Source organism: Rhodococcus sp. S3, assembly GCF_058211795.1.
This window is the reverse complement of sequence record NZ_CM177074.1, coordinates 2633878-2656636: the sequence shown is the minus strand read 5'-3', so window position 1 is coordinate 2656636 and position 22759 is coordinate 2633878. Positions and strand designations below refer to the sequence as shown.

The window sequence follows — 22759 nt, the reverse complement described above, 5'->3', positions numbered from 1 at the left end:
CCGTCCATCGGATCGGACCGTCCGGTCCGATCCGACGGCCGGCGGTACTCACATGGAGGCGATGAGCCGTTCGACGCGTTCGTCCACCGACCGGAACGGGTCCTTGCACAACACGGTGCGCTGCGCCTGATCGTTGAGCTTCAGATGCACCCAGTCGACGGTGAAATCGCGGCCCGCGGCCTGCGCGGCGGCGATGAAATCACCGCGCAGCTTCGCCCGGGTGGTCTGCGGTGGGGTGTTCACCGCCGCGTCGACGGACTCGTCGTCGGTCGCCCGCGCCGCCAGACCCTTGCGCTGCAGCAGGTCGAACACACCGCGGCCGCGTTTGATGTCGTGGTAGGCCAGGTCGAGCTGCGCGATCTTCGGATCCGACAGCTCCATGTTGTAGCGGTCCTGGTAGCGCTGGAACAGCTTGCGCTTGATCACCCAGTCGATCTCGGTGTCGACCTTCGCGAAGTCCTGCGATTCGACGGCGTCGAGGACGCGGCCCCACAGGTCCACCACCTGCGCGACGTGCGGGTCGGGTTCGCGCTGGTGCAGATACTCCACCGCCCGCGCGTGGTATTCGCGCTGGATGTCCAGCGCGCTGGCCTGCCGGCCCCCGGCCAGGCGCACCGGGCGCCGGCCGGTCAGGTCGTGGGAGACCTCGCGGATGGCGCGGATCGGGTTGTCGAGCGCGAAGTCGCGGAACGGCACTCCGGCCTCGATCATCTCGAGCACCAGCGCCGCCGACCCCACCTTGAGCATGGTGGTGGTCTCGGACATGTTCGAGTCCCCGACGATCACGTGCAGGCGCCGGTACTTCTCGGCGTCGGCGTGCGGCTCGTCGCGGGTGTTGATGATCGGCCGCGACCGGGTGGTCGCCGACGAGACACCCTCCCAGATGTGCTCGGCGCGTTGCGACAGGCAGAAGGTGGCGGCCTTGGGGGTCTGCAGCACCTTCCCGGCGCCGCAGATCAACTGGCGGGTCACCAGGAACGGCAGCAGCACATCGGAGATGCGGGAGAACTCGCCGACACGGGCGACGAGATAGTTCTCGTGGCAGCCGTAGGAGTTGCCCGCCGAGTCGGTGTTGTTCTTGAACAGGAAGATGTCGCCGCCGATACCCTCCTCGGCGAGACGCTGCTCGGCGTCGATGAGCAGTTCCTCGAGGACCCGCTCACCGGCATGATCGTGCTCGACGAGCTGGAGCAGGTCGTCGCACTCGGCGGTGGCGTACTCGGGGTGCGAACCGACATCGAGATACAGTCGCGCCCCGTTCCGCAGGAAGACGTTCGAACTGCGCCCCCAGGACACCACCCGGCGGAACAGATAGCGGGCCACCTCGTCGGGGCTCAACCGACGATGCCCGTGGAAGGTACACGTGACGCCGAACTCCGTCTCGATACCCATGATTCGTCGCTGCACACCTCGACAGTACCGCGCGAACCCGACCCCCATGGGTCGCAACGACATCTACGGTCGAGGTGTGATCGTTCCCGAGCGTTACCGCACCGCCGACCGGGCCCTGTTCGAGCGCACCGGGGCGCTGCGCGCGTCCCCCGCCGACCCACTGCTGCGCGATCTCGGGCGCGCCGCCAACCACAGTGTGCTGTGGGTGGCGTGCGCCGCGGTGTGCGCCGCTGTCGGTGGTCACGCCCGCCGCGGTGCGGTGCGGGGTCTGCTGTCGGTGGCCGGGGCCAGCGCCCTGACCAACGGGCTGCTCAAACCGCTGTTGCCGCGCCGCCGGCCCCCGGCGCGCACCGACCCGAAGTTCCGGCGCCGCAGTGTGCCGATCCCCCGCTCGTCGTCGTTCCCGTCCGGGCACGCCGCGTCGGCGGCGGCGTTCGCGACCGGGGTGGCGCTCGAATCCCCTGCGGCCGGGGCGGTCCTGGCGCCGCTGGCCGCGGCGGTGGCCTATTCGCGGGTGCACACCGGCGTGCACTGGCCCGGCGACGTCGTCGTCGGCGCCGCCGTCGGCGCGACGGTGGCGTGGTCGACGCGCCGCTGGTGGGCGGTGCGCAGCCGCGAACCGGCGACCGTGCAGGTCGCGGCCGCCGCGCCCGCCCTGCCCGGCGGCGACGGGATGCTGCTGGTGGTCAACCGCGACGCCGGGACCGCCGAGGAGATCGCCGCGGCCGTCACCGCCGCGCTGCCGGGGGTGCGGCGCGTCGATCTGGATCCCGACGGCGATCCGGCGGAGCAGCTGGAACGTCTGCTGACCGAACATCGGCCGCAGGCGGTGGGAGTGTGCGGCGGGGACGGCACGGTCGCGGCGGTGCTCGACGTCGCCGTCGACGCGCGGCTGCCGGTGGCGGTGTTCCCCGGCGGCACCCTCAACCATTTCGCGCTCGACCTCGGCGTGGTGGACCTGGAGGAGACGGTGCGGGCGGTCACCGCCGGGCAGGCGGTGGCCGTCGGGCTCGGTCAGGTCACGGTGACCGGGCCGGACGGGCGCACGGTGCGGCGGTTCGTCAACACCGCCAGCCTCGGCGGCTATCCGGATGCGGTGCGGTTGCGGGAGCACTGGGAACCGCGGATCGGCAAGTGGCCGGCGGCGGGCCTGGCGATGCTCGCGGTGCTGCGCACGGCGAGCCCGATGCCCGTGCGGATCGACGGGGCGGGGCGGGCGGTGTGGTTGCTGTTCGTCGGCAACGGCCACTACACCCCGGCGGATCAGGTGCCGATGTCCCGCGCCCATCTGGATCGGGGCACCCTCGACGTGCGGTATCTGCCCGCGGAGAGCCGGTTCTCGCGGCTGCGACTGCTCCTCGCTGCGGCGACCGGCACCCTCGGCGCGTCACCGATGTATCGGCAGCGGCACATCCCGGGCCTGTCGGTGGAGGTCATCGGGGATCCGGTGGCGTTGGCCACCGACGGGGAGGTCCTCGCCGACGGCACCGGTTTCGACTTCGAGGTGGTGCCGTCGGCGTTGACGGTCTATCGGCTCGCGGCGGATCAGCCCGCGTCGGGACCGGACCCGGTCTCCGAGCCGGTCGCGGTCTCGGACCCCGACTCGGGGGCCGGATCGGCGGGCGTCTCCGACGGCGCCGCCTGAGCAGACCCGGTGCTGGGCAGCAGCGCGTCGAGCGCCGCCCCCGAGATACGCCGGAAGGCGCGGCGCGGCCGCTGCTTCTCGAGCACCGCGACCTCGAGTTCCCCGCGGCCGAGCACCCGCGGCGCCGCATCGGCGGTGGCGGGCTGCTGCAGCGCGGTCACCGCCACGGCGACCGCCTCGTCGAGCGGCAGACCCCCCGTGTACGACGAGCGCAGCGCGGTGACGATCGGTTCGGTGTTGCCGCCCATCACCACGAACTGCGGTTCGTCGACGATCGACCCGTCGTAGGTGATGCGGTACAGCTGCGGGCCGTCCTCGGTGTCGGCGCGCCCGACCTCGGCGACGCAGATCTCCACCTCGTACGGCTTGGGCTGCTCGGTGAAGATCGTGCCGAGGGTCTGCGCGTAGGCGTTCGCCAGCGCCCGCCCGGTCACGTCCCGCCGGTCGTAGGAGTAGCCGCGCATGTCGGCGTGCATGATCCCGGCGCGCCGCAGATTCTCGAACTCGTTGTACTTGCCGACGGCGGCGAAACCGACCCGGTCGTACAGTTCGCTGATCTTGTGCAGCGCCTTCGACGGATTCTCCGCCACCAGCAGCACACCGTCGGCGTAGGTCAACGCGATCACCGACCGGCCCCGGGCGATGCCCTTACGGGCCAGCTCCGAGCGATCGCGCATGATCTGCTCGGCGGACGCATAGTACGGAAGTGTCACCGGGCATCTCCTGCGGTGCGGTCGGCCACGATGGTGCGGGCCAGCTCGGACAGGGTTTCCTCCGCGACGGCCACGGCCCCGGCCGCGGTGATCACCACCGCCGTCGGGTAGATCCCGCGGGTGGTGTCGGGACCACCGGTGGCGGTGTCGTCGTCGGCCGCGTCGTACAGCGACTCGACGGCGCTGCGCAACGCGCTCTGCTCGTCGGCGTCGGCGCGGTAGAGCTTCTTGAGCGACGAGCGGGCGAACAACGATCCGGAGCCGACCGCGTGGTAGCCGGCGCGCTCTTCGTAGCGGCCCCCGACCACGTCGTAGGACACGATCCGCCCGGCGCGGTGCGCATCGGACGCGTCGAGGTCGAAACCGACCAGCAACGGCACCACGGCCAGGCCCTGCATGGCCGCACCGAGATTGCCGCGCACCATCGACGAGAGCCGATTGGCCTTGCCGTCGAAGGTCAGCGGCACACCTTCGATCTTCTCGTAGTGCTCGAGTTCGACCGCGAACAGTCGCACGAGCTCGATCGCCAGGCCCGCGGTGCCGGCGATGCCGGCCGCCGAATAGTTGTCGGTGATGAACACCTTGTCGACGTCGCGGGAGGCGATCAGGTTGCCCATGGTCGCGCGCCGGTCGCCGGCGATGAGCACACCCCCGTCGAAGGTCAGCGCCACGATGGTGGTGCCGTGCGGGGCGAGGTCCACGTGGTCACCTCGTTCGAACCGGAACCGGTTCTCCGGCAGCATCTCCGGGGCGTGCATCCGCAGGTGGTCGGAGAACGACGACAAGGGCGACGCGAGGTGCAGCTTCGGCTGCACCTCGCGGTAGGGAAGAGAGGATCGTTCGGCTGTCACTGGCCACCTTTCTGCACATATGCCCGCACGAAGTCCTCCGCGTTCTCCTCGAGCACGTCGTCGATCTCGTCGAGAAGATCGTCGGTGTCCGAGGCGAGCTTCTCGCGACGCTCCTGACCGGCACCGCCGTCACCGACGACCTCGTCGTCGTCTCCGCCGCCACCGCGTGTGGTCTGCTCCTGTGCCATAGCCGCCGACCTCCTCCTGTACTCGGCGCGGAACCGTCACCGGTCGACGATCGGTGTGGTCACCGCTGCTTCGAACTCCTACCCTACCCAGCGAAGCGGTCCACCGGTGGCGACACGCGTACTCGCGACCTGTGATCCGGCCACCGCACCCCTGCCGGGCCGGGGGGTCAGTGGGTGAGCTGATCGACCAACTCCGCCGCCGACTGCGCCGTCTCGAGCAGCTCCCCGACATGCGCGCGGCTGCCGCGCAGCGGCTCGAGCGTCGGGATGCGCACCAGCGACTCGCGACCGAGATCGAAGATCACCGAATCCCAGCTCGCCGCCGCGATATCGGCACCGAAACGGCGCAGGCACTCGCCGCGGAAGTAGGCGCGGGTGTCCGACGGCGGGGTGTGCACCGCATCGAGGACCTGCTGCTCGGACACCAGCCGCTGCATCGACCCGCGGGCCACGAGCCGGTTGTACAGGCCCTTGTCCAGGCGCACATCCGAGTACTGCAGGTCGACCATGTGCAGGCGCGGCGCCGACCAGGACAGTCCCTCGCGGTTGCGGAAGCCCTCGAGCAGCCGCAGCTTCGCGGGCCAGTCCAGCAGGTCGGCGCATTCCATCGGGTCGCGTTCGAGCAGGTCGAGCACCATCGCCCACTTGTCGAGGATGTCGAGGATCCGCTCGTCCTCGGTGCCGTCGTGGAACTTCGCGACCCGCTCGTGGTAGATCCGCTGCAGCGCCAGGCCTGTCAGCTCCCGGCCGTCGGCGAGCGCGACGGTCTTGCGCAGCGACGGGTCGTGGCTGATGTGGTGCACCGCGGTGACCGGGCGGGCGAGCTGCAGATCGGACAGGTCGACGCCGGCCTCGATCAGGTCGAGCACCAGCGCGGTGGTGCCGACCTTGAGGTAGGTGGACATCTCCGCCAGGTTCGCGTCGCCGATGATCACGTGCAGGCGCCGGTACTTGTCGGCGTCGGCGTGCGGTTCGTCGCGGGTGTTGATGATGCCGCGCTTGAGGGTGGTCTCGAGACCGACCTCGACCTCGATGTAGTCGGCGCGCTGCGAGAGCTGGAAACCGGGCTCGTCACCGGACTGGCCGATGCCGACGCGTCCGGAGCCGGTGATGACCTGCCGGGAGACGAAGAACGGGATCAGGCCCGCGACCACCGCGGAGAACGGGGTCTCGCGGTCCATCAGGTAGTTCTCGTGGGTGCCGTAGGAGGCGCCCTTGCCGTCGACGTTGTTCTTGTACAGCTGCAGCCGGGGTGCGCCGGGCACACTCGACGCGTGCCGGGCGGCGGCCTCCATCACCCGTTCGCCGGCCTTGTCCCAGATCACCGCGTCGAGGGGGTCGGCGACCTCCGGGGCGGAGTATTCGGGGTGGGCGTGGTCGACGTACAGGCGAGCGCCGTTGGTGAGGATCATGTTCGCGGCGCCGACCTCGTCGGCGTCGATGACCGGGGCCGGGCCGTTGAACCGGCCCAGATCGAAGCCCCGCGCGTCGCGCAGGGGTGATTCGACCTCGTAGTCCCAGCGGGTGCGCCGTGCGCGCGGCACCCCTTCGGCGGCCGCGTAGGCCAGCACCGCCTGCGTGGAGGTCAGGATCGGGTTCGCCGATGGCTCGTTGGGTGAGGAGATCCCGTACTCGACCTCGATACCGATGATCCGCTGCATGCCCTCGAGCCTAGGCGATCCGGACGCTCACGGTCGTGAACAGCCCCGCCACCGGTCAGCGGTGCGGCTGCGGGGTGCAGTCCAGATAGCCGTGCGCGCCGATCGCCTGCAGCGCCACCCGCACCGGCAGCGGCGCCCAGCTCGCCTGCCGGTCGGTCCCGAGCCGCGGGTCGCGCACCGGGATGGCCCTGCCCCGAGTGTGCACCACCGCCTCGCCGGCGGCGCACACGTTGCGCACCCAGTCGGTGTCGGCGCCGTAGGTCAACGCGATCCGCAGATCGTCGCCGACACCGAACAGCAGCACCGGGGTGCGGAACACCCGGCCCGAGCGGCGCCCGCGATGTTCGACCACCGCGGTGCCCGGCAGCAGCTGCGCGAAGGGTGTGGTGACCCGGTTGGTGACGATCTTGTTGAACCGGGCCATGGTGCGCGGCAACGGCACGGTCGGTCCTCCCCCGATAGGCCGCGACGGCCGGACCTTCCGGAGGAGGGAAGGCCCGGCCGTCGCGGGTCGATTCCTACAGGTACTGGCCGGTGTTCGACTCGGTGTCGATCGCGCGGCTCGCGCTGGCGTTCTTGCCGGTGACCAGGGTGCGGATGTACACGATCCGCTCGCCCTTCTTCCCCGAGATCCGGGCCCAGTCGTCCGGATTCGTGGTGTTGGGCAGGTCCTCGTTCTCGGCGAACTCGTCGACGATCGAATCGAGCAGGTGCTGCACCCGCAGACCGGGTGCCCCGGTCTCGAGCACCGACTTGATCGCGTACTTCTTCGCCCGGTCGACGATGTTCTGGATCATCGCGCCGGAGTTGAAGTCCTTGAAGTACAGGACCTCCTTGTCACCGTTGGCGTAGGTGACCTCGAGGAACCGGTTGTCCTCGGACTCGGCGTACATCCGCTCGACGACCCGCTCGATCATCGCCCGCACGCACGCGACCCGATCGCCGCCGAACTCGGCGAGATCGTCGGCGTGCACCGGCAGGCTCTCGGTCAGGTACTTCGAGAAGATGTCCTGCGCGGCCTCCGCGTCCGGACGCTCGATCTTGATCTTCACGTCGAGGCGGCCGGGCCGCAGGATCGCCGGGTCGATCATGTCCTCACGGTTCGACGCACCGATGACGATGACGTTCTCGAGCCCTTCGACACCGTCGATCTCGGCGAGCAGCTGCGGCACCACCGTGGTCTCCACATCGGAGGACACACCGGAACCGCGGGTGCGGAAGATCGAGTCCATCTCGTCGAAGAACACGATCACCGGCGTGCCCTCGGACGCCTTCTCCCGGGCCCGCTGGAAGATCAACCGGATGTGCCGCTCGGTCTCACCGACGAACTTGTTCAGCAGCTCCGGGCCCTTGATGTTGAGGAAGAACGACTTCGCTTCCTTCGAATCGTCGCCGCGGGCCTCGGCGATCTTCTTCGCCAGCGAGTTCGCGACCGCCTTCGCGATCAGGGTCTTACCGCAACCGGGCGGGCCGTACAGCAGCACACCCTTCGGCGGGCGCAGCGAGTACTCGCGGAACAGATCCTTGTGCAGGAACGGCAGCTCCACCGCGTCGCGGATCTGCTCGATCTGCCGGCCCAGGCCACCGATGTCGCTGTAGCCGACGTCCGGGACCTCCTCGAGCACGAGATCCTCGACCTCGGCCTTGGGGATCCGTTCGAAGGCGTAGCCGGCCTTGCTGTCGACCAGCAGCGAATCACCCGGGCGCAGCGTGAACGAGTTCTCGTCGTCGACGAGCACATCGGTCCTGTCGTCGGCGGCGGCCGCGGCGAGCGGGGCCGCCAGCCACACGATGCGTTCCTCGTCGGCGTGCCCGACCACCAGCGCGCGGGTGCCGTCGTCGAGCACCTCCCGCAGGGTGGTGATCTCGCCGACGCGCTCGAACCCACCGACCTCCACGACGGTCAACGCCTCGTTCAACCGCACCGTCTGACCGGGCCGGAAGGTGTCGAGTTCGAGATTCGGGGACACCGCGACCCGCATCTTGCGGCCCGAGGTGAACACGTCGACGGTCTGATCGTCGAACGTCTCGAGCAGCACCCCGTAGCCGCTCGGCGGCTGGGCCAGCCGGTCGACCTCCTCGCGCAGCGTGATCAGCTGCTGGCGCGCATCCTTGAGGGTCTCGAGCAGTTTGCCGTTGCGGACCGTGAGGGACTCGAGCCGGGCTTCGAGGTCGCGTACCTGATCGGACGGTTCGCCGAGCCGACGACGCAAGGTCGCCACCTCTGCGCGCAACTCTTCGATTTCGCGTGCCGCCGCAACCGCATCCGGCTTCTCTGACGAGCTCATAGCGACTCCCTCCACTGTCGGTCATTCCACGCTACCGGGACATCGCCCCACATGGGGGAGGACACGAAACAGTCGTGTTCCGAACATGTGTCGCGTGTGGGACGCGCCATGGCACCGCACACCCGACACGCTGTTAGGCTGCCCTAAATATCGTGCGTCGACCGTTTCTCTCGAAAGGTACTCCTCCGTGACCCCACGTCCAGTCCGCACACTCTGCGCCGCCACCGCGATCGCCGCCCTCACCGCCCTGACCGGCTGCAGCTCCGACGACGCCGGCGACGACACCGCCACCACGACCAGCGCGACGACGACCACCAGCACCACCGTGACCGCCGCGGTCACCGTCGAGCAGCTGCAGGAACAGATCGACGTGTTCTTCGACCCGGCCGCCACCACCGAGGACCGCGCCGCGGTCGTGGAGAACGGCACCGCGCGCACCGCCGTGCTCGACCAGTTCACCGGAGTGCTCGCCGGCTACCCGCTCACCGGCACCGTCGGCGAGATCACCACGGTCGACGCCGACACCGTCACCGCGACCACCGAGGTCGCCGGCCCGCACGGCGGCGCCCCGATGCCGCTGACCTTCGAGCAGATCGACGGCACCTGGGTCATCGCCGACGAGAGCGCCTGCTCGATCCTGGCCATGGGCACGCTCAGCTGCGAATAACCCCCGCCGGTCGGCGTCGGCTCAGCCCTTGCTGGGCCGACGCTGCGGCTTCGGGGTCTCCACCCCGTCCTGCAGACGCCGGGCACTGACCAGGAACGCCGTGTGCCCCTGCATCCGATGCTCGGGACGTACCGCCAGCCCCACCACGTGCCACCCGCGCACCATCGACTCCCACGAGCGCGGCTCGGTCCAGCAGGTCTGCTCCCGCATCGCCTCGACCACCCGCGACAGCTGCGTCGTCGTCGCCACGTAGACGATGAGCACCCCGCCGGGTACCAGCGCCTTCTTCACCGTCTCGAGCACATCCCAGGGGGCGAGCATGTCCAGCACCACCCGGTCCACACGGCCGTACTTCTCGACGTCGTAGTCCGCCAGATCCCCGAGCACCGTCGTCCAGTTCGCCGGGCGCTCCCCGAAGAAGGTGTCGACATTGCGCTCGGCGTATTCGAGATGGTCCTCGCGCACCTCATAGGAGATCACCCGGCCGCTCTCCCCGACCGCGCGCAGCAGCGAACACGTCAGCGCACCGGAGCCGGCGCCGGCCTCGAGCACCGTCGCACCGGGGAAGATGTCGCCCTCCTGCACGATCTGCGCGGCGTCCTTCGGGTAGATCACCTGCGCGCCGCGCGGCATCGACATCACGTAGTCGACGAGCAGCGGACGCAACGCCAGATAGGGGGTGCCGTTGGTGGAGGTGACCACCACACCCTCGTCGGTGCCGATCAGATCGTCGTGCAGGATCCCGCCGCGATGGGTGTGGAACTCCTTACCCGGTTCGAGCACCACGGTGTACTTGCGGCCCTTGGCGTCGGTCAACTGCACCCGGTCCCCCACCTGGAAGGGTCCGCTGCGCCCGAGTCCGCCTACTGCCATCGCCGTGTCCACCTTCGTTCCAGCCCCGCACCCGGGATCGGGCACGCGGGTCCGGCACCGTGTCGGACCCGCGTCCTAGCCTGCCAGGTGTGACCACAGCTGCACCCACACCCCCCACCGACACCACGCGGCCGGTCGCCCTGTCCCCCTCCCGGGCCGCCGACTTCACCCGCTGCCCGCTGCTCTACCGCTTCAAGGCCGTCGACCGGCTCACCGCACCGCCGACCCGCGCCCAGGCGCGCGGCACCGTCGTGCACGCCGCCCTCGAAGCACTGTTCGGCCTCGACGGACCGGCCCGCACCGCCACCGCCGCGCAGACCCTGCTGCCCGACGCCCTGGCCCGGGTCCTCGCCGCCACCCCCGATCTCGGCGTCGACACCGACGACGCGGCCTTCCTCGCCGAGGCCGCCGCGCTGCTGGACACCTACTTCACCGTCGAGGACCCCACCGCCGTCACCGCCGACGGCTGCGAACTGCGGGTGGAGACCACCCTCGACGGCGACGTCCCCTTGCGCGGCATCATCGACCGCCTCGATGTCGACGCCACCGGGGCGGTGCACGTCGTCGACTACAAGACCGGCCGCGCCCCCTCGCTGCGCGGCGAGCGGGCGGCGCTGTTCCAGCTGAAGTTCTACGCGCTGATCCTGTGGCGGCAACGCGGCATCGTCCCGGCCTCGCTGCGGCTGCTGTATCTCGGCGACGGACAGGTGCTGCACTACCGGCCCGACCCCGAGGAACTGCGCCGCTTCGAACGGATCGTGCGCGCGATGTGGGCGACGATCCGGCAATTGCGCAGAAGCGGCGACTTCCGCCCCAATCCCGGCCCCGGTTGCCGGTGGTGCGATCATCGGGCATTGTGCCCGGCGTTCGGCGGTACCCCACCGCCGTATCCCCTCGACGGCGTTGCGACACCGTCGATCCAGTCGATACCGTCGACGTCGGGTGCGCCCCACCGTATCGAGCAGCAGGAGAATCCCGAGTGAGCGACGCCGCCTACTACGTGCCGGTCCCCCGGCCGAGCACCCCCACCGGCCCGGTCGACGACGTCGAGATCGCGATGTTCCGCCCCACCGAACACACCGTCAGCACCTGGGGACCGCACCTGCAGCACGGCGCCCCACCCTCGGCGCTGCTCGCCCGCGCCATCGAACGGCACCGGCCGCGCCCCGACACCCGCCTGAGCCGGCTCACCGTCGAACTGCTCGGCCCCGTCCCCCTCACCGACCTCGAGGTGCGCACCCACATCGAACGACCCGGCCGCCGCATCGAACTGGTCGTCGCCGAACTGTGGGCCACCGCCCCCGACGGCACCCACCGCGCGGTCGCGCGCGGCACCGGCTGGCGCCTCGAAACCGTCGATCTGCCGCAGGTCGCGCGCACCTCGGAGACCCCGCTGCCCGCCCCCGGCCACTTCGAAGCCAGTGCCCCGCATCCTGCCTGGAAGGGCGGCTACATCGGCACCGTCGACTGGCGCATCATCGTCCCCTTCGGCGCTCCCGGCCTGTCGTCGGCGTGGGTGCGCAGCGAGATCGCCCTCGTCGAAGGCGAAACCCCCAGCGGACTCGACCGGTTGATGAGCGTCGCCGACGTCGCCAACGGTGTCGGATCCAAACTCGACGCCCGCGAGTACACCTTCCTCAACACCGAACTGACCGTGCACCTGTTCCGCGCCCCCGAGTTCCGCGAACAGGACTGGGTGGGGATCGCCGCGGAGATGTCCGTCGGACCCGACGGGATCGGCACGACCGCCGGTCTGCTCTACGACGAGACCGGCGCGCTCGGCCGCATCGCCCAGAACGTGCAGGTGCGGCCCCGCTGATCAGCGGGGCCGCACCAGATGATCGAAGATGTCGGGATCGGTGCGCGTCTATTCGGGGGCGCGCATCGCCCGGCACGAGCGGATGTTCGACGCGAGGATGGCGCGGGCACCGATCTCGGCGAGCCGGTCCATCACCGCGTTGTGGCCCTTGCGCGGCACCATCGCCCGCACCGCCACCGAGTTCTCGTTCGCCAGCGGCGAGATCGTCGGCGACTCGAGACCGGGCGTGACCTCGACGGCCTGCTCGAGCAGGTGCTTGGGGCAGTCGTAGTCGATCATCACGTACTGCTGCGCGAAGACCACACCCTCGAGGCGGGCGATCAGCTGGTTGCGGGCCCGATCCGAGTGATCCGAACCCTCCCGCTCGATCAGCACACCCTCCGAATCGCACAGCGACTCGCCGAAGGCGACGAGATCGTGCTGGCGCAACGTCCGGCCCGAGCCGACCACATCGGCGATCGCGTCGGCGACGCCGAGCTGGATGGAGATCTCCACCGCACCGTCGAGCCGGATCACCTCGGCTTCGATGCCGCGGGCGGCGAGATCACGACGCACCAGATTCGCGTACGAGGTGGCGATGCGCAGACCCTGCAGATCCTCGACCGACCAATCGCGGCCCTTCGGGGCGGCGTACCGGAAACGCGAGGACCCGAAGCCCAGCGACAGCCGCTCGGTGACCGGAGCCCCCGAATCCATCGCCAGATCGCGGCCGGTGATCCCCAGATCCAGCTCGCCGGAACCGACGTAGATCGCGATGTCCTTCGGCCGCAGGAAGAAGAACTCGACGTCGTTGACCGGGTCGATGACCGTCAGATCCCGCGAGTCGGTGCGCCGACGGTAACCGGCCTCCTGCAGGATCTCGGCGGCGGACTCGGACAGCGAACCTTTGTTGGGGACTGCGACGCGCAGCATGACGGAATTGGGTCCTTTCGAACGACGAGCAGAAGCGAGGAAGGGATCTACAGGGCACCTACAGGGCACGGACGGCGGCACCGACACAGCGGGCCACCGGCCGTCACAGATGCTTGTAGACGTCCTCGAGCTTCAGACCCCGCCCCACCATCAGCACCTGCACCCAGTACAGCAACTGCGAAATCTCCTCGGACAGTTCCTCGTCGGACTGGTACTCGGCGGCGATCCACACCTCACCGGCCTCTTCGAGTACCTTCTTGCCCTGGAAATGCACGCCGGCGTCCAGGGCGGCGACGGTGCCGGAGCCCTCGGGGCGGGTCGCGGCGCGTTCGGACAGCTCGGCGAACAGGGAATCGAAGGTCTTCACAGGGGTCGATTGTTTCATGCCCCGCCACCGGCCCTACAGCCAGGACACCACCACCCGCTCAGAAGTCGAGTTCCCGTCCGCTGACGAACCGCCGCGCCACCCCGCTGATCGGATCGGTGAACTCCAGCGACCGCGCCAGCAACCGCAGCGGATCGGTGAAATCGTCCGCGCGGCGCCGCCGGAACCGCGGATAGAAGTTGTCCCCCACGATCGGCACCCCCAACCACGCCAGATGCAGCCGCAACTGATGGGTGCGGCCGGTACGCGGGAACAACCGATAACGGGCCAGCTCCCCCCGCCGCTCGACCAACTCGATGCGCGTCTCCGAATTCGGTTCGTCGGCGAACTGCTCGGCCGTCAACTCCCTGTGCCGCTTCACGATCCGGGTGCGCACCACCTGCGGGAACGACAGGTCCGGGTGGTAGCCGGCGACCGCCTCGTACACCTTGCGCACCCGCTGCCGCTCGAACAACTCCTGATAGGGCCGCCGCCACGCCGGATCCGTGGTGCACAGCAGCACCCCGGCGGTCATCCGGTCCAAACGGTGCACCGGCACCAGATGCGGCAGCTCCAGCTCGCGCCGCAACCGCACCACCACCGACTCGCGGATGTGCGCTCCGCGCGGGATCGTCGCCAGGAAATGCGGTTTGTCGACGACGACGAGACCGTCCTCCCGGTGCAGGACGCGCACCGGGAACGGCACCGGCACCTCCGGCGCCGGATCGCGGTAGAAGTACACGAACCGCGTCGGCTGATACGGCGTGCGCGCATCGATGCGGCGGCCGTGCTCGTCGACCAGCTCGCCCGCGGCCATGTGCGCCGCCCAGTCCTCCTCGGGATGGCCGGCCTGCAGGAACTCGACGATCGTGGCCGCGTCGACGTCGGCGGGCATCCGGATGCGGTCGGGGCCGAGCCCGTCGCGCACCGGCAGCGGTGCAGCACGCACCGGTCTACGCCTCCACGGGGTCCGGGACGCAGCCCTCGCACACCAGGGTCAACTCCCGGCCGTGGATCTCCGGATGGTTCCGGTACCGCGAGGTCGGCGTCCCGCACAGGGTGCAGCGGCCGATCACCGTCGCCTCGTCGCTGAACTCGACGTTCATCCGCCCGTCGAAGACGTACAGCGAACCCTCCCACAGACCCTCGTCGCCGAAGGTCTCGCCGTAGCGGACGATGCCACCGTCGAGCTGGTAGACCTCCTCGAACCCGCGGTTGCGCATCAACGCCGACAGCACCTCGCAGCGCACCCCACCGGTGCAGTAGGTCACCACCGGGCGGCCCTTGAGATGGTCGTAGCGTCCACTGTCGAGCTCGGCGACGAAATCGCGGGTCGTGGCCACGTCCGGCACGATCGCATCCCGGAACCGGCCGATCTGCGCCTCGAAGCGGTTGCGGCCGTCGAAGAACACCACCTCGTCGCCGCGCTCGGCGACCAACTCGTGCACGCCGTGCGGCGACAGATGGGTGCCGCCGTCGACGATGCCGTGCTCGTCGACCTTCACCTCGTCGGGCACCCCGAACGTCACGATCTCCGGACGCACCTTCACCGACAGCCGCGGAAAGTCGTCGCCGGTGCCGTCGGACCACTTGATGTCGGTGTCCTTGAACGCCGCATAGCCGCGCAACCCGCGTACGTACTTCTTCACGTCGGCGATGTCACCGCCGACGGTGCCGTTGATGCCGTGCTCGGAGATCAGGATCCGCCCGGTCAACCCCAGCGACGACGCCAGAGTGTGCTGCCACAACCGGATCGCCTCCGGGTCGGGCAGCGGGGTGAACTTGTAGAACAGCACGATCTTCGGGACCGCCACCTCAGGGCACCCCCGCACCGTGCAGCTCGTGCAGATCCTCGGCGCTCAACCCCTCGAGCGTCGATCGGAACACCCGCCGCTCCGAGCCGGGCACATCCACCAGCGACGGCACCACCAGCACCGTGCACCCGGCCGCATCCGCCGCGGCCGCCCCGGTCGGGGAATCCTCCACCGCCAGGCACTGCGCCGGATCCAGACCGAGCAGCTCCGCCGCCCGCAGGTAGGGCGCCGGATCCGGTTTGCCGGCCGGCACCTCGTCGCCGCACACCGAATGATCGAAAAGCTCACGGCCCAGAGTTTCGAGGGCCACCTCGCACAACGCCCGCTCGGTGTTGGTCACCAGCACCGACCCCAATCCGGCCTCACGGACGGTGCGCAGCGCGGCCTGCGCGCCGGGCCGCCACGTGAGCCCGTCGGCGAACAACCGGCCCATGTAGTCGGTCAGCCACGCCGCCGCAGCCGCCGCCTCGTCCGGGGTCGGGTCCAGACCCAACCCGGCGAAGGTGCGCAACACCGCCAGATCCATCGGACCCCCGATCGTGGAGATGCGGGTCTCGTCGCTCATCGGCCCACCGAGATGCAACGACAACTCGTGCATCCCGATGTCCCACAAGCGTTCCGATTCGAGCAGGGTGCCGTCCATGTCCCACAGCACCGCCCGCAGCGCACCGGTCTGCACCGCGAGCGGCGCCTCCACCCGATCAGACATTGAAGTACTTCGCCTCCGGGTGGTGCAGCACGAACGCATCGGTGGACTGCTCGGGATGCAACTGAAGCTCCTCCGACAGCTCCACCCCGATCCGCTCGGGTTCGAGCAACTCGACCAGCTTGATGCGATCCTCGAGATTCGGGCACGCGCCGTAACCGAACGCGAACCGGGCGCCGCGGTAGGCGAGCTTGAAGTACTCCGCGACCTCCTCCGGATCCTCGTCCGCGGCCGTGCCGCCCTCGGCGAACGCCAGCTCCTGCCGCACCCGCCGATGCCAGTACTCGGCCAGCGCCTCGGTCAGCTGCACACCGATGCCGTGCACCTCGAGATAGTCGCGGTACGAGTTCGACGCGAACAGCTCGTTCGCGAAGTCCGCGATCGGCTGGCCCATCGTCACCAGCTGGAACGGCCACACATCCACCTGACCCGACGCGATCGCATCCTCCCGCGACCGCACGAAATCGGCGATGCACAGGAACCGCGAACGCTGCTGCCGCGGGAAGGTGAACCGGTAGCGCTCGGGAGCATCCGGACGCGGCTCGGTCAGCACCACCACGTCGTCACCCTCGGACACCGCCGGGAAGTAGCCGTACACCACCGCGGCGTGCTGCAGGATGCCCTCGGTCGCCAACCGGTCCAGCCAGTACCGCAACCGCGGCCGGCCCTCGGTCTCCACGAGCTCCTCGTAGCTCGGGCCGTCGCCGCCGCGCTGCCCGCGCAGCCCCCACTGCCCCAGGAACAGTGCACGCTCGTCGATCAGCGCCGCATAGTCCGCCAGCGGGATGCCCTTGATCACCCGGGTGCCCCAGAAGGGCGGCGTCGGCACCGGCAGATCCTTCGCGACATCACTGCGCTCGGGGATCTCCACCGGTGTCTCCGCGGCCTTGCGCTTCTCCGCGATCCGCTTGCTGCGCTCGTGCCGCTCCTTGCGCTCGGCGGCCTTACGGGCGGCCTCGATCGCCTCCGGGCTGTCCGGCGCCGGACCCTCACCGCGCTTCTCGGCCATGACCCGATCCATCAACGACAGACCCTCGAACGCATCGCGCGCGTACGACACCTTGCCCTCGTAGACCTCCGCCAGATCGTTCTCGACGTAGCTACGGGTCAGCGCCGCACCACCGAGCAACACCGGGAACTGCTCGGCGACCCCGCGAGCGTTGAGCTCCTCGAGGTTCTCCTTCATCACCACCGTCGACTTCACCAGCAGACCTGACATGCCGATCACATCGGCGCGCTTGTCCACCGCCGCATCGAGAATCGTCGCGATCGGCTGCTTGATACCGAGGTTGACCACCTCGTAGCCGTTGTTCGACAGGATGATGTCCACGAGATTCTTGCCGATGTCGTGCACATCGCCCTTGACCGTCGCCAGCACGATCCGGCCCTTGCCCTCGTCACCGGTCGACTCCATGTGCGGCTCCAGGAACGCCACCGCGGTCTTCATCACCTCGGCGGACTGCAGCACGAACGGCAACTGCATCTGCCCCGACCCGAACAGCTCACCGACCGTCTTCATGCCCGACAGCAGCGTGTCGTTGATGATCGCCAGCGGCGGGGTGGTCTCCATCGCCTCGGTCAGATCGTCCTCGAGACCGTTGCGCTCGCCGTCGACGATGCGCCGCTCGAGCCGCTCGAACAACGGCAACGCCGCCAGCTCCTGCGCCCGCGACTCGCGTGCCGACGCCGCCGACACTCCCTCGAACAGCTCCATCAGCTTCTGCAGCGGGTCGTAACCCTCGCTGCGCCGGTCGTACACCAGATCCAGAGCGACCTGCCGCTGCTCCTCCGGGATCCGCGCCATCGGCAGGATCTTCGACGCGTGCACGATCGCCGTGTCCAGCCCTGCCTCGGTGCACTCGTTCAGGAACACCGAGTTCAGCACCTGCCGCGCCGCCGGATTCAGACCGAACGACACATTCGAGACACCGAGGGTGAAGTGCACCTCCGGATGCGCCTCGTGGATGCGGCGGATCGCCTCGATCGTCTCGATCGCATCGCGCCGCACCTCCTCCTGACCCGTCGAGATCGGGAAGGTCAACGCATCGACGATGATGTCCTGCGGCGACAACCCCCACTTGCCGGTCAGATCCGCGATCAGCCGCTCGGCGATGCGCACCTTGTGCTCGGCGGTTCGGGCCTGGCCCTCCTCGTCGATCGTCAGCGCGACCACCGCTGCGCCGTGCTCGACGACGTGCTCCATGATCCGCTCGAACCGCGAACCCGGGCCGTCACCGTCCTCGTAGTTCACCGAGTTCACCGCGCAGCGGCCACCGAGATGCTCGAGGCCCGCCTTGATCACGTCCGGCTCCGTCGAGTCGATCATGATCGGCAACGTCGACGACGTCGCGAACCGCGACGCCAACTCCGCCATGTCCGCCGCCCCGTCGCGCCCGACGTAGTCGACGTTCAGATCCAGCATGTGCGCCCCGTCGCGGATCTGGTCCTTCGCAATGTCCAGGCACTTCTGCCAATCCGCGGCGAGCATCGCCTCCCGGAACGCCTTCGACCCGTTCGTGTTGGTGCGCTCACCGATCATCAGGATCGACGCGTCCTGCTCGAACGGCACCGAGGTGTACAGCGACGACACACCCGGCTCCGGCTGCGCGGCGCGCGGCGCCGGCTGCACCCCGCGCACCGCCTCGGCGACCTGCCGGATGTGCTCGGGGGTGGTGCCGCAGCAGCCACCGACGAAGGTCAGCCCGTACTCGGAGACGAAACCGGCCAACGCCTCGGCGAGCTCCTCCGGCTGCAGCGGGTACTCGGCACCGTTCGCGCCCAACACCGGCAGACCCGCATTCGGCATCACCGACACCGGGATCGTCGCGTGCTGCGACAGGTACCGCAGGTGCTCGCTCATCTCCGCCGGACCGGTCGCGCAGTTCAACCCGATCAGGTCGATGCCGAGCGGTTCGAGGGCGGTCAGAGCGGCACCGATCTCGGAGCCGAGCAGCATCGTGCCGGTGGTCTCCACCGTCACGTGGGTGACGATCGGGATCCGGCGACCGGCCTGCTCCATCGCCCGCTTGCTGCCGATGATCGCGGCCTTCGCCTGCAACAGGTCCTGACAGGTCTCCACGAGGATCGCGTCGGCGCCACCGTCGAGCATGCCCAGCGCCGCCTCACCGTAGGCGTCGCGCAGCGCAGCGAACGGCGCGTGGCCGAGGGTTGGCAGCTTTGTACCCGGACCCATCGACCCGATCACCATGCGGGCCATGCCGTCGGCACCGGGACCCATCTCGTCGGCGACCTCGCGGGCGAGGCGGGTACCGAGCTCGGACAGCTCACGGATGCGGTCGGCGATGTCGTAGTCGGCGAGGTTGGGCAGGTTGCAGCCGAAGGTGTTCGTCGAGACGACGTCGGCGCCGGCCTCGAAGTACGCCCGGTGGATCCCCCGGATCACATCGGGACGAGATTCGTTGAGGATCTCGTTGCACCCCTCCAAACCGCGGAAGTCGTCGAGCGAGAGATCCGCGGCCTGCAACATGGTGCCCATCGCCCCGTCTCCGATGACAACGCGCTGGGTCAGCGCATCGAGCAGGACAGAATGAAGTGGGGTGGACATGCCCTTCAGACTAGTGGGCGCCCGGATCGGCCCGGGTCGTAGGCTGGACGAGTGAGTACACCCGAGTATCCCGAGACCCCGGACCAGGACGTCCCCGTCCTGCGCGATCCGGTGCTCGTCGCCGCCTTCGAGGGGTGGAACGACGCCGGCGACGCCGCCAGCGGCGCCGTCGAGCACCTCGAGCTGATCTGGGACGCCGAGCCCTTCGCCGAGCTGGACTCCGAGGAGTACTACGACTACCAGGTCAACCGGCCACAGGTCCGTCTCGTCGACGGCGTCACCCGCGAGATCGACTGGCCCACCACCCGACTGTCGCTGTGCTCCCCGCCCGGCAGCGACCGCGACGTCGTCCTGCTGCACGGCATCGAGCCGAGCATGCGCTGGCGCAGCTTCTGCGACGCCATCATCGAACTCGTCGACGAGTTCGAGGTCCACACCGTCGTCCTGCTCGGCGCACTGCTCGCCGACACCCCGCACACCCGCCCCGTCCCGGTGACCGGCACCGCCTACAGCTCCGAGGCCGCCGAACGCTTCAAGCTGCAGACCTCCCGCTACGAAGGACCCACCGGCATCACCGGTGTGCTGCAGGACGCCTTCGTGCGCGCGGGCATCCCCGCCGTGTCGTTCTGGGCGGCGATCCCCCACTACGTGTCCAACCCGCCGAACCCCAAGGCCACCGTCGCGCTGCTGCGCCGCGTCGAGGACGTCCTCGACCTCGAGGTGCCACTCGGCGAACTCCCCCTCCTCGCCGAGGAGTGGGAGCAGACCGTCACCGACATGATCGAGGACGACGAGGAGATCGCCGAGTACGTGCGCACCCTCGAGGAGCGCGGTGACGCCGAGGCCGAGGAGGACATCTCCGAAGTCATCGCCAAGATCGACGGCGACGCCCTCGCCGCCGAGTTCGAACGCTATCTGCGGCGACGGGGCCCCGGCGGCTTCAACAGGTGAGAGATCTGCGCGAACCGCTGCAGCGCACGGCGCTGTACGCGGGAGGATTCCTCGGCCCCTTCGGCGGCAGCGTCGTGGTGTCGATGCTCCCGGAGATCGGCGCCGACACCGGTGTTTCCACCGGCACGGCCGCGACGACCGTCACCGCCTATCTCGGTGTGTTCGCCGCCGCGATGCTGTTCTCCGGCACGCTCGGCGCACGGTGGGGACGCGTCCGCACCGTGCGCACCGCCTATCTCGTCTACGCGGCGGTCTCGATCGCCGCGGCGCTGGCGCCGACCTTCTCGGTGCTCATCGGCACCCGCATGCTGCAGGGCGCGGCCAACGCGTTCACCACACCGCTGCTGCTCGCGGCGCTGGCCGTCATCACCCCGAAGGACAGGCTCGGGCGCGCGCTCGGGTTGTTCGGGGCGATGCAGGCCGCCGGCCAGACCGTCGCCCCGCTGATCGGCGGTCTCGCCGCCGAGGTGAGCTGGCGGTGGGCGTTCGTCGTGCTCGCCGGCGCCGCGCTGCTCCTGGCGCTCGCCGGGCTGCCCGACTCGGTGCGCGACGACCCGTCCGGTACCACCCGGGTCCGTCTGCGCGACGCGCTCACTCCGCGCGTTCTGCGTATCGGGCTGGTCGCGTTGCTCGGCTGGGGTGCGCTCGGCGGACTCGGGTTCCTCCTCGCCTTCCGGGTCGAGGACGACTTCGGGTTGTCCCCGTCCGAACGCGGCGTGGTACTCACCGTGTTCGGTCTCGCCGGCATCCTCAGTTCCCGACCGGTCGGGATGCTCATCGACCGCGTCGGTGCCCGCGCGATCGTGCTCATCGGCGCGGTGAGCGGCGCAGCGCTGGTCGTGGTCGTCGGTACCGTCCCGTGGCTCGTCGTGCTCGGCGTCGCATGGTTCCTGGCGGGCATCGCTTCGCAGTTCATCCTCGTCGGGGTCAACGCCGCGGTACTCGGCGGGCCGGGCGGCAACCGCGGTGGCGCGGTGTCCGTCGTGCAGGCCTTCCGGTTCGGCGGTGCGGCCTTCTCCCCTCTCCTGCTGACACCGGTGTACGGCGCCGACCCGGTCCTCGCGTTCCTGCTGCCCGCCGCACTGCTCGGTGTGCTCGTCCCCCTGGCCATGACTCGGCGTCCGGAGGCTTCGGACCGCTGATGGCGGCCTGCCCTCTCGGCTGTTGAGGTGTTGGTGGCGGTGGCCTCGATGGGTGGTGACGGGGATGAGAAGGAGGAGGAATTCTGTTTTTCTATGCTTTCCGTATTGTCCAGAATATCTCCAAGGGCTCTTCGGGCTGGCTCCGCAGTAGCCTCAGACCGAGCGTCTTTCCCGTCGTCGCCCACCCGGCGTGCGGCCGGTCCACCGCTTGAATGCCACCGAGAAGCTCGACGCATCGGCGTAGCCCAGACGGTGCGCCACCCTCTCCACCGGCAGGCCCGCATCCAGCAACTCCCCCGCCATCGCCCCCAGCGTCTCGGCCACGATCGCCCGGTACGAGGTCCCCTCCTCCCCCAACTGCCGCCGGAGGGTGCGCACACTCGAACCCAACTCCGCGGCCACCTGGTCCTGCGTGGGACCCTCGGCGGCCCGGCGCAGCAGCACCTCTCGCACGCGGGCACCGAGCTCGCCGTGATTCTGTCTGCGCTGCAGCAGTTCCGCGCACTCCCGCAGCAGTACTGCGGCGGCCTCCGGGCTCGCGGTCGGCATGGGCCGGTCCAATGCCCGCGCGTCCACCACCACCGCATGCGTCGACGCCGTCGTCTCCACCCAGAAACCCCGGTCGCGGAAGACCGGCGGGACCCGTTCACCGAGCGATTCGGCCACCTCGATGCGACGGACCTCCGACGGCTGCCCCCACAGCGCACCCCAGTGCGCGAGGATCCCCGAGACGTCCCGCTCCAGCAGGAAACCCCGCAGGTGCGCCGGCACGTGCCGGTCGTCGAGGCAGAAGCGGACCTCGTCACCCGCATACTCGAGGGCCGCGCGCGAGAAGGCGAAGGTGAGGTCGAAGAAGCGGGTGCCCACCTCGATGCCGTCGCGCACCGTCGCACAGCTCATGAGGGCGTAACCGAAGATCCCGTGCACCGCCGCCTGGTACCGCAGACCGAGGGCGAACCCTTCCCCGGGCCGGTCGTCGAGCGCCTCCACGAGATTCGCGATCACGGCCAGTTCCAGGTCGTCGGTGATCTCCCCGCCCGGATCGGTGATCTGCTCCTCCCCCAACCCGGTACCCGCCAGCAATGTCTCGGCGTCGAGGCCGCGCTCGCGTCCGAACGACACCATCAGGGCCGCGCTCGTCGCCGCGCGGCGGGAGGTCCAGGGGTTCACGAGGCTCCATCCTCGGCAGCGTGGCCGAAATTCACAAG

General features: G+C 69.6%; 21 protein-coding genes. 6 read left to right on the top strand and 15 right to left on the bottom strand.

What is annotated here, in order from left to right; all coding sequences use genetic code 11:
• Positions 1-48 precede the first annotated feature (48 nt).
• Positions 49-1407: a Pup--protein ligase gene (gene pafA / locus AC0LPE_RS12465; protein ID WP_026061779.1), complete on the bottom strand. Its 1359-nt coding sequence runs from the start codon at positions 1405-1407 to the stop codon at positions 49-51.
• Between the two features lie 31 nt (positions 1408-1438).
• On the opposite strand from pafA, the gene AC0LPE_RS12460 reads away from it, so the two are divergent.
• Positions 1439-3037 (top strand): bifunctional phosphatase PAP2/diacylglycerol kinase family protein, encoded by a 1599-nt coding sequence (locus AC0LPE_RS12460; protein WP_229564897.1) that lies wholly within the window; start codon positions 1439-1441, stop codon positions 3035-3037.
• Here the strand turns inward: AC0LPE_RS12460 and prcA are convergent.
• The 6 genes from prcA to arc form a co-directional block, all read right to left on the bottom strand.
• On the bottom strand, positions 2938-3750 hold the full coding sequence (prcA, locus tag AC0LPE_RS12455; RefSeq protein ID WP_229564896.1) for a proteasome subunit alpha: 813 nt from the start codon (positions 3748-3750) through the stop codon (positions 2938-2940). The genes AC0LPE_RS12460 and prcA overlap by 100 nt on opposite strands.
• Positions 3747-4601, bottom strand: coding sequence for a proteasome subunit beta (gene prcB / locus AC0LPE_RS12450; protein WP_423660679.1), 855 nt, complete (start codon positions 4599-4601; stop codon positions 3747-3749). Before prcB ends, prcA begins: the two co-directional genes overlap by 4 nt.
• Positions 4598-4789, bottom strand: coding sequence for a ubiquitin-like protein Pup (locus AC0LPE_RS12445; RefSeq protein ID WP_006552173.1), 192 nt, complete (start codon positions 4787-4789; stop codon positions 4598-4600). The genes prcB and AC0LPE_RS12445 overlap by 4 nt, the downstream gene beginning before the upstream one ends.
• 167 nt (positions 4790-4956) lie before the next feature.
• Positions 4957-6450 carry a depupylase/deamidase Dop gene (gene dop / locus AC0LPE_RS12440; protein WP_490604581.1) on the bottom strand — a complete coding sequence of 498 codons (1494 nt, stop codon included), beginning with the start codon at positions 6448-6450 and terminating at the stop codon, positions 4957-4959.
• Between the two features lie 55 nt (positions 6451-6505).
• Positions 6506-6892: a nitroreductase family deazaflavin-dependent oxidoreductase gene (locus AC0LPE_RS12435; RefSeq protein WP_026060877.1), complete on the bottom strand. Its 387-nt coding sequence runs from the start codon at positions 6890-6892 to the stop codon at positions 6506-6508.
• Between the two features lie 76 nt (positions 6893-6968).
• Positions 6969-8738 (bottom strand): proteasome ATPase, encoded by a 1770-nt coding sequence (gene arc / locus AC0LPE_RS12430; RefSeq protein WP_120282828.1) that lies wholly within the window; start codon positions 8736-8738, stop codon positions 6969-6971.
• 187 nt (positions 8739-8925) lie between these two features.
• On the opposite strand from arc, the gene AC0LPE_RS12425 reads away from it, so the two are divergent.
• The gene (locus AC0LPE_RS12425) at positions 8926-9405 is read left to right on the top strand and encodes an MTB12 C-terminal domain-containing protein (protein ID WP_120282826.1); all 480 of its coding nucleotides are present in this window, start codon (positions 8926-8928) and stop codon (positions 9403-9405) included.
• 21 nt (positions 9406-9426) lie between these two features.
• Here the strand turns inward: AC0LPE_RS12425 and AC0LPE_RS12420 are convergent, their stop codons facing one another.
• A complete protein-coding gene (locus AC0LPE_RS12420) occupies positions 9427-10278 on the bottom strand; it encodes a tRNA (adenine-N1)-methyltransferase (RefSeq protein ID WP_060653154.1) in 852 nt (283 codons plus the stop codon).
• A gap of 89 nt (positions 10279-10367) precedes the next feature.
• On the opposite strand from AC0LPE_RS12420, the gene AC0LPE_RS12415 reads away from it, so the two are divergent.
• Positions 10368-11261 (top strand): RecB family exonuclease, encoded by an 894-nt coding sequence (locus AC0LPE_RS12415; protein WP_490604580.1) that lies wholly within the window; start codon positions 10368-10370, stop codon positions 11259-11261.
• The gene (locus AC0LPE_RS12410; RefSeq protein ID WP_160875342.1) at positions 11258-12097 is read left to right on the top strand and encodes a thioesterase family protein; all 840 of its coding nucleotides are present in this window, start codon (positions 11258-11260) and stop codon (positions 12095-12097) included. Before AC0LPE_RS12415 ends, AC0LPE_RS12410 begins: the two co-directional genes overlap by 4 nt.
• A gap of 48 nt (positions 12098-12145) precedes the next feature.
• Here the strand turns inward: AC0LPE_RS12410 and hisG are convergent, their stop codons facing one another.
• The 6 genes from hisG to metH all read right to left on the bottom strand — a co-directional run bounded on the left by hisG (position 12146) and on the right by metH (position 19458).
• Positions 12146-13009, bottom strand: a complete 864-nt coding sequence (gene hisG, locus AC0LPE_RS12405) for an ATP phosphoribosyltransferase (RefSeq protein WP_016690818.1) — start codon at positions 13007-13009, stop codon at positions 12146-12148.
• 103 nt (positions 13010-13112) lie between these two features.
• Complete coding sequence (locus tag AC0LPE_RS12400; protein WP_170318512.1) at positions 13113-13394, bottom strand: phosphoribosyl-ATP diphosphatase; 282 nt, start codon at positions 13392-13394, stop codon at positions 13113-13115.
• A 40-nt stretch (positions 13395-13434) separates the two neighbouring features.
• Complete coding sequence (locus AC0LPE_RS12395) at positions 13435-14322, bottom strand: pseudouridine synthase (RefSeq protein WP_490604579.1); 888 nt, start codon at positions 14320-14322, stop codon at positions 13435-13437.
• Positions 14323-14326: 4 nt separating this feature from the next.
• The gene (trhO, locus tag AC0LPE_RS12390; RefSeq protein ID WP_229564891.1) at positions 14327-15187 is read right to left on the bottom strand and encodes an oxygen-dependent tRNA uridine(34) hydroxylase TrhO; all 861 of its coding nucleotides are present in this window, start codon (positions 15185-15187) and stop codon (positions 14327-14329) included.
• Position 15188: 1 nt separating this feature from the next.
• Positions 15189-15896 carry an HAD family hydrolase gene (locus AC0LPE_RS12385; protein ID WP_229564890.1) on the bottom strand — a complete coding sequence of 236 codons (708 nt, stop codon included), beginning with the start codon at positions 15894-15896 and terminating at the stop codon, positions 15189-15191.
• Positions 15889-19458, bottom strand: a complete 3570-nt coding sequence (metH, locus tag AC0LPE_RS12380) for a methionine synthase (RefSeq protein WP_423660669.1) — start codon at positions 19456-19458, stop codon at positions 15889-15891. The genes AC0LPE_RS12385 and metH overlap by 8 nt, the downstream gene beginning before the upstream one ends.
• 51 nt (positions 19459-19509) lie before the next feature.
• Here metH and AC0LPE_RS12375 point away from each other — a divergent pair, with 51 nt between their 5' ends.
• Positions 19510-20409 carry a PAC2 family protein gene (locus AC0LPE_RS12375; RefSeq protein ID WP_016690813.1) on the top strand — a complete coding sequence of 300 codons (900 nt, stop codon included), beginning with the start codon at positions 19510-19512 and terminating at the stop codon, positions 20407-20409.
• Entirely contained in the window at positions 20406-21551 is a 1146-nt protein-coding gene (locus AC0LPE_RS12370) for an MFS transporter (protein ID WP_145691989.1), read from the top strand. Before AC0LPE_RS12375 ends, AC0LPE_RS12370 begins: the two co-directional genes overlap by 4 nt.
• A gap of 153 nt (positions 21552-21704) precedes the next feature.
• On the opposite strand, the gene AC0LPE_RS12365 is transcribed toward AC0LPE_RS12370, so the two are convergent.
• Positions 21705-22721, bottom strand: a complete 1017-nt coding sequence (locus tag AC0LPE_RS12365; protein WP_229564888.1) for an AraC family transcriptional regulator — start codon at positions 22719-22721, stop codon at positions 21705-21707.
• Positions 22722-22759: the final 38 nt, after the last annotated feature.

Coding starts and splice junctions, on each gene's coding strand:
- metH (WP_423660669.1), bottom strand. CDS start 19,458: ATGTCCACCCCACTTCATTCTGTCCTGCTCGATGCGCTGACCCAGCGC.
- dop (WP_490604581.1), bottom strand. CDS start 6,450: ATGCAGCGGATCATCGGTATCGAGGTCGAGTACGGGATCTCCTCACCC.
- AC0LPE_RS12400 (WP_170318512.1), bottom strand. CDS start 13,394: ATGAAACAATCGACCCCTGTGAAGACCTTCGATTCCCTGTTCGCCGAG.
- AC0LPE_RS12385 (WP_229564890.1), bottom strand. CDS start 15,896: ATGTCTGATCGGGTGGAGGCGCCGCTCGCGGTGCAGACCGGTGCGCTG.
- AC0LPE_RS12445 (WP_006552173.1), bottom strand. CDS start 4,789: ATGGCACAGGAGCAGACCACACGCGGTGGCGGCGGAGACGACGACGAG.
- AC0LPE_RS12420 (WP_060653154.1), bottom strand. CDS start 10,278: ATGGCAGTAGGCGGACTCGGGCGCAGCGGACCCTTCCAGGTGGGGGAC.
- arc (WP_120282828.1), bottom strand. CDS start 8,738: ATGAGCTCGTCAGAGAAGCCGGATGCGGTTGCGGCGGCACGCGAAATC.
- hisG (WP_016690818.1), bottom strand. CDS start 13,009: ATGCTGCGCGTCGCAGTCCCCAACAAAGGTTCGCTGTCCGAGTCCGCC.
- AC0LPE_RS12460 (WP_229564897.1), top strand. CDS start 1,439: ATGGGTCGCAACGACATCTACGGTCGAGGTGTGATCGTTCCCGAGCGT.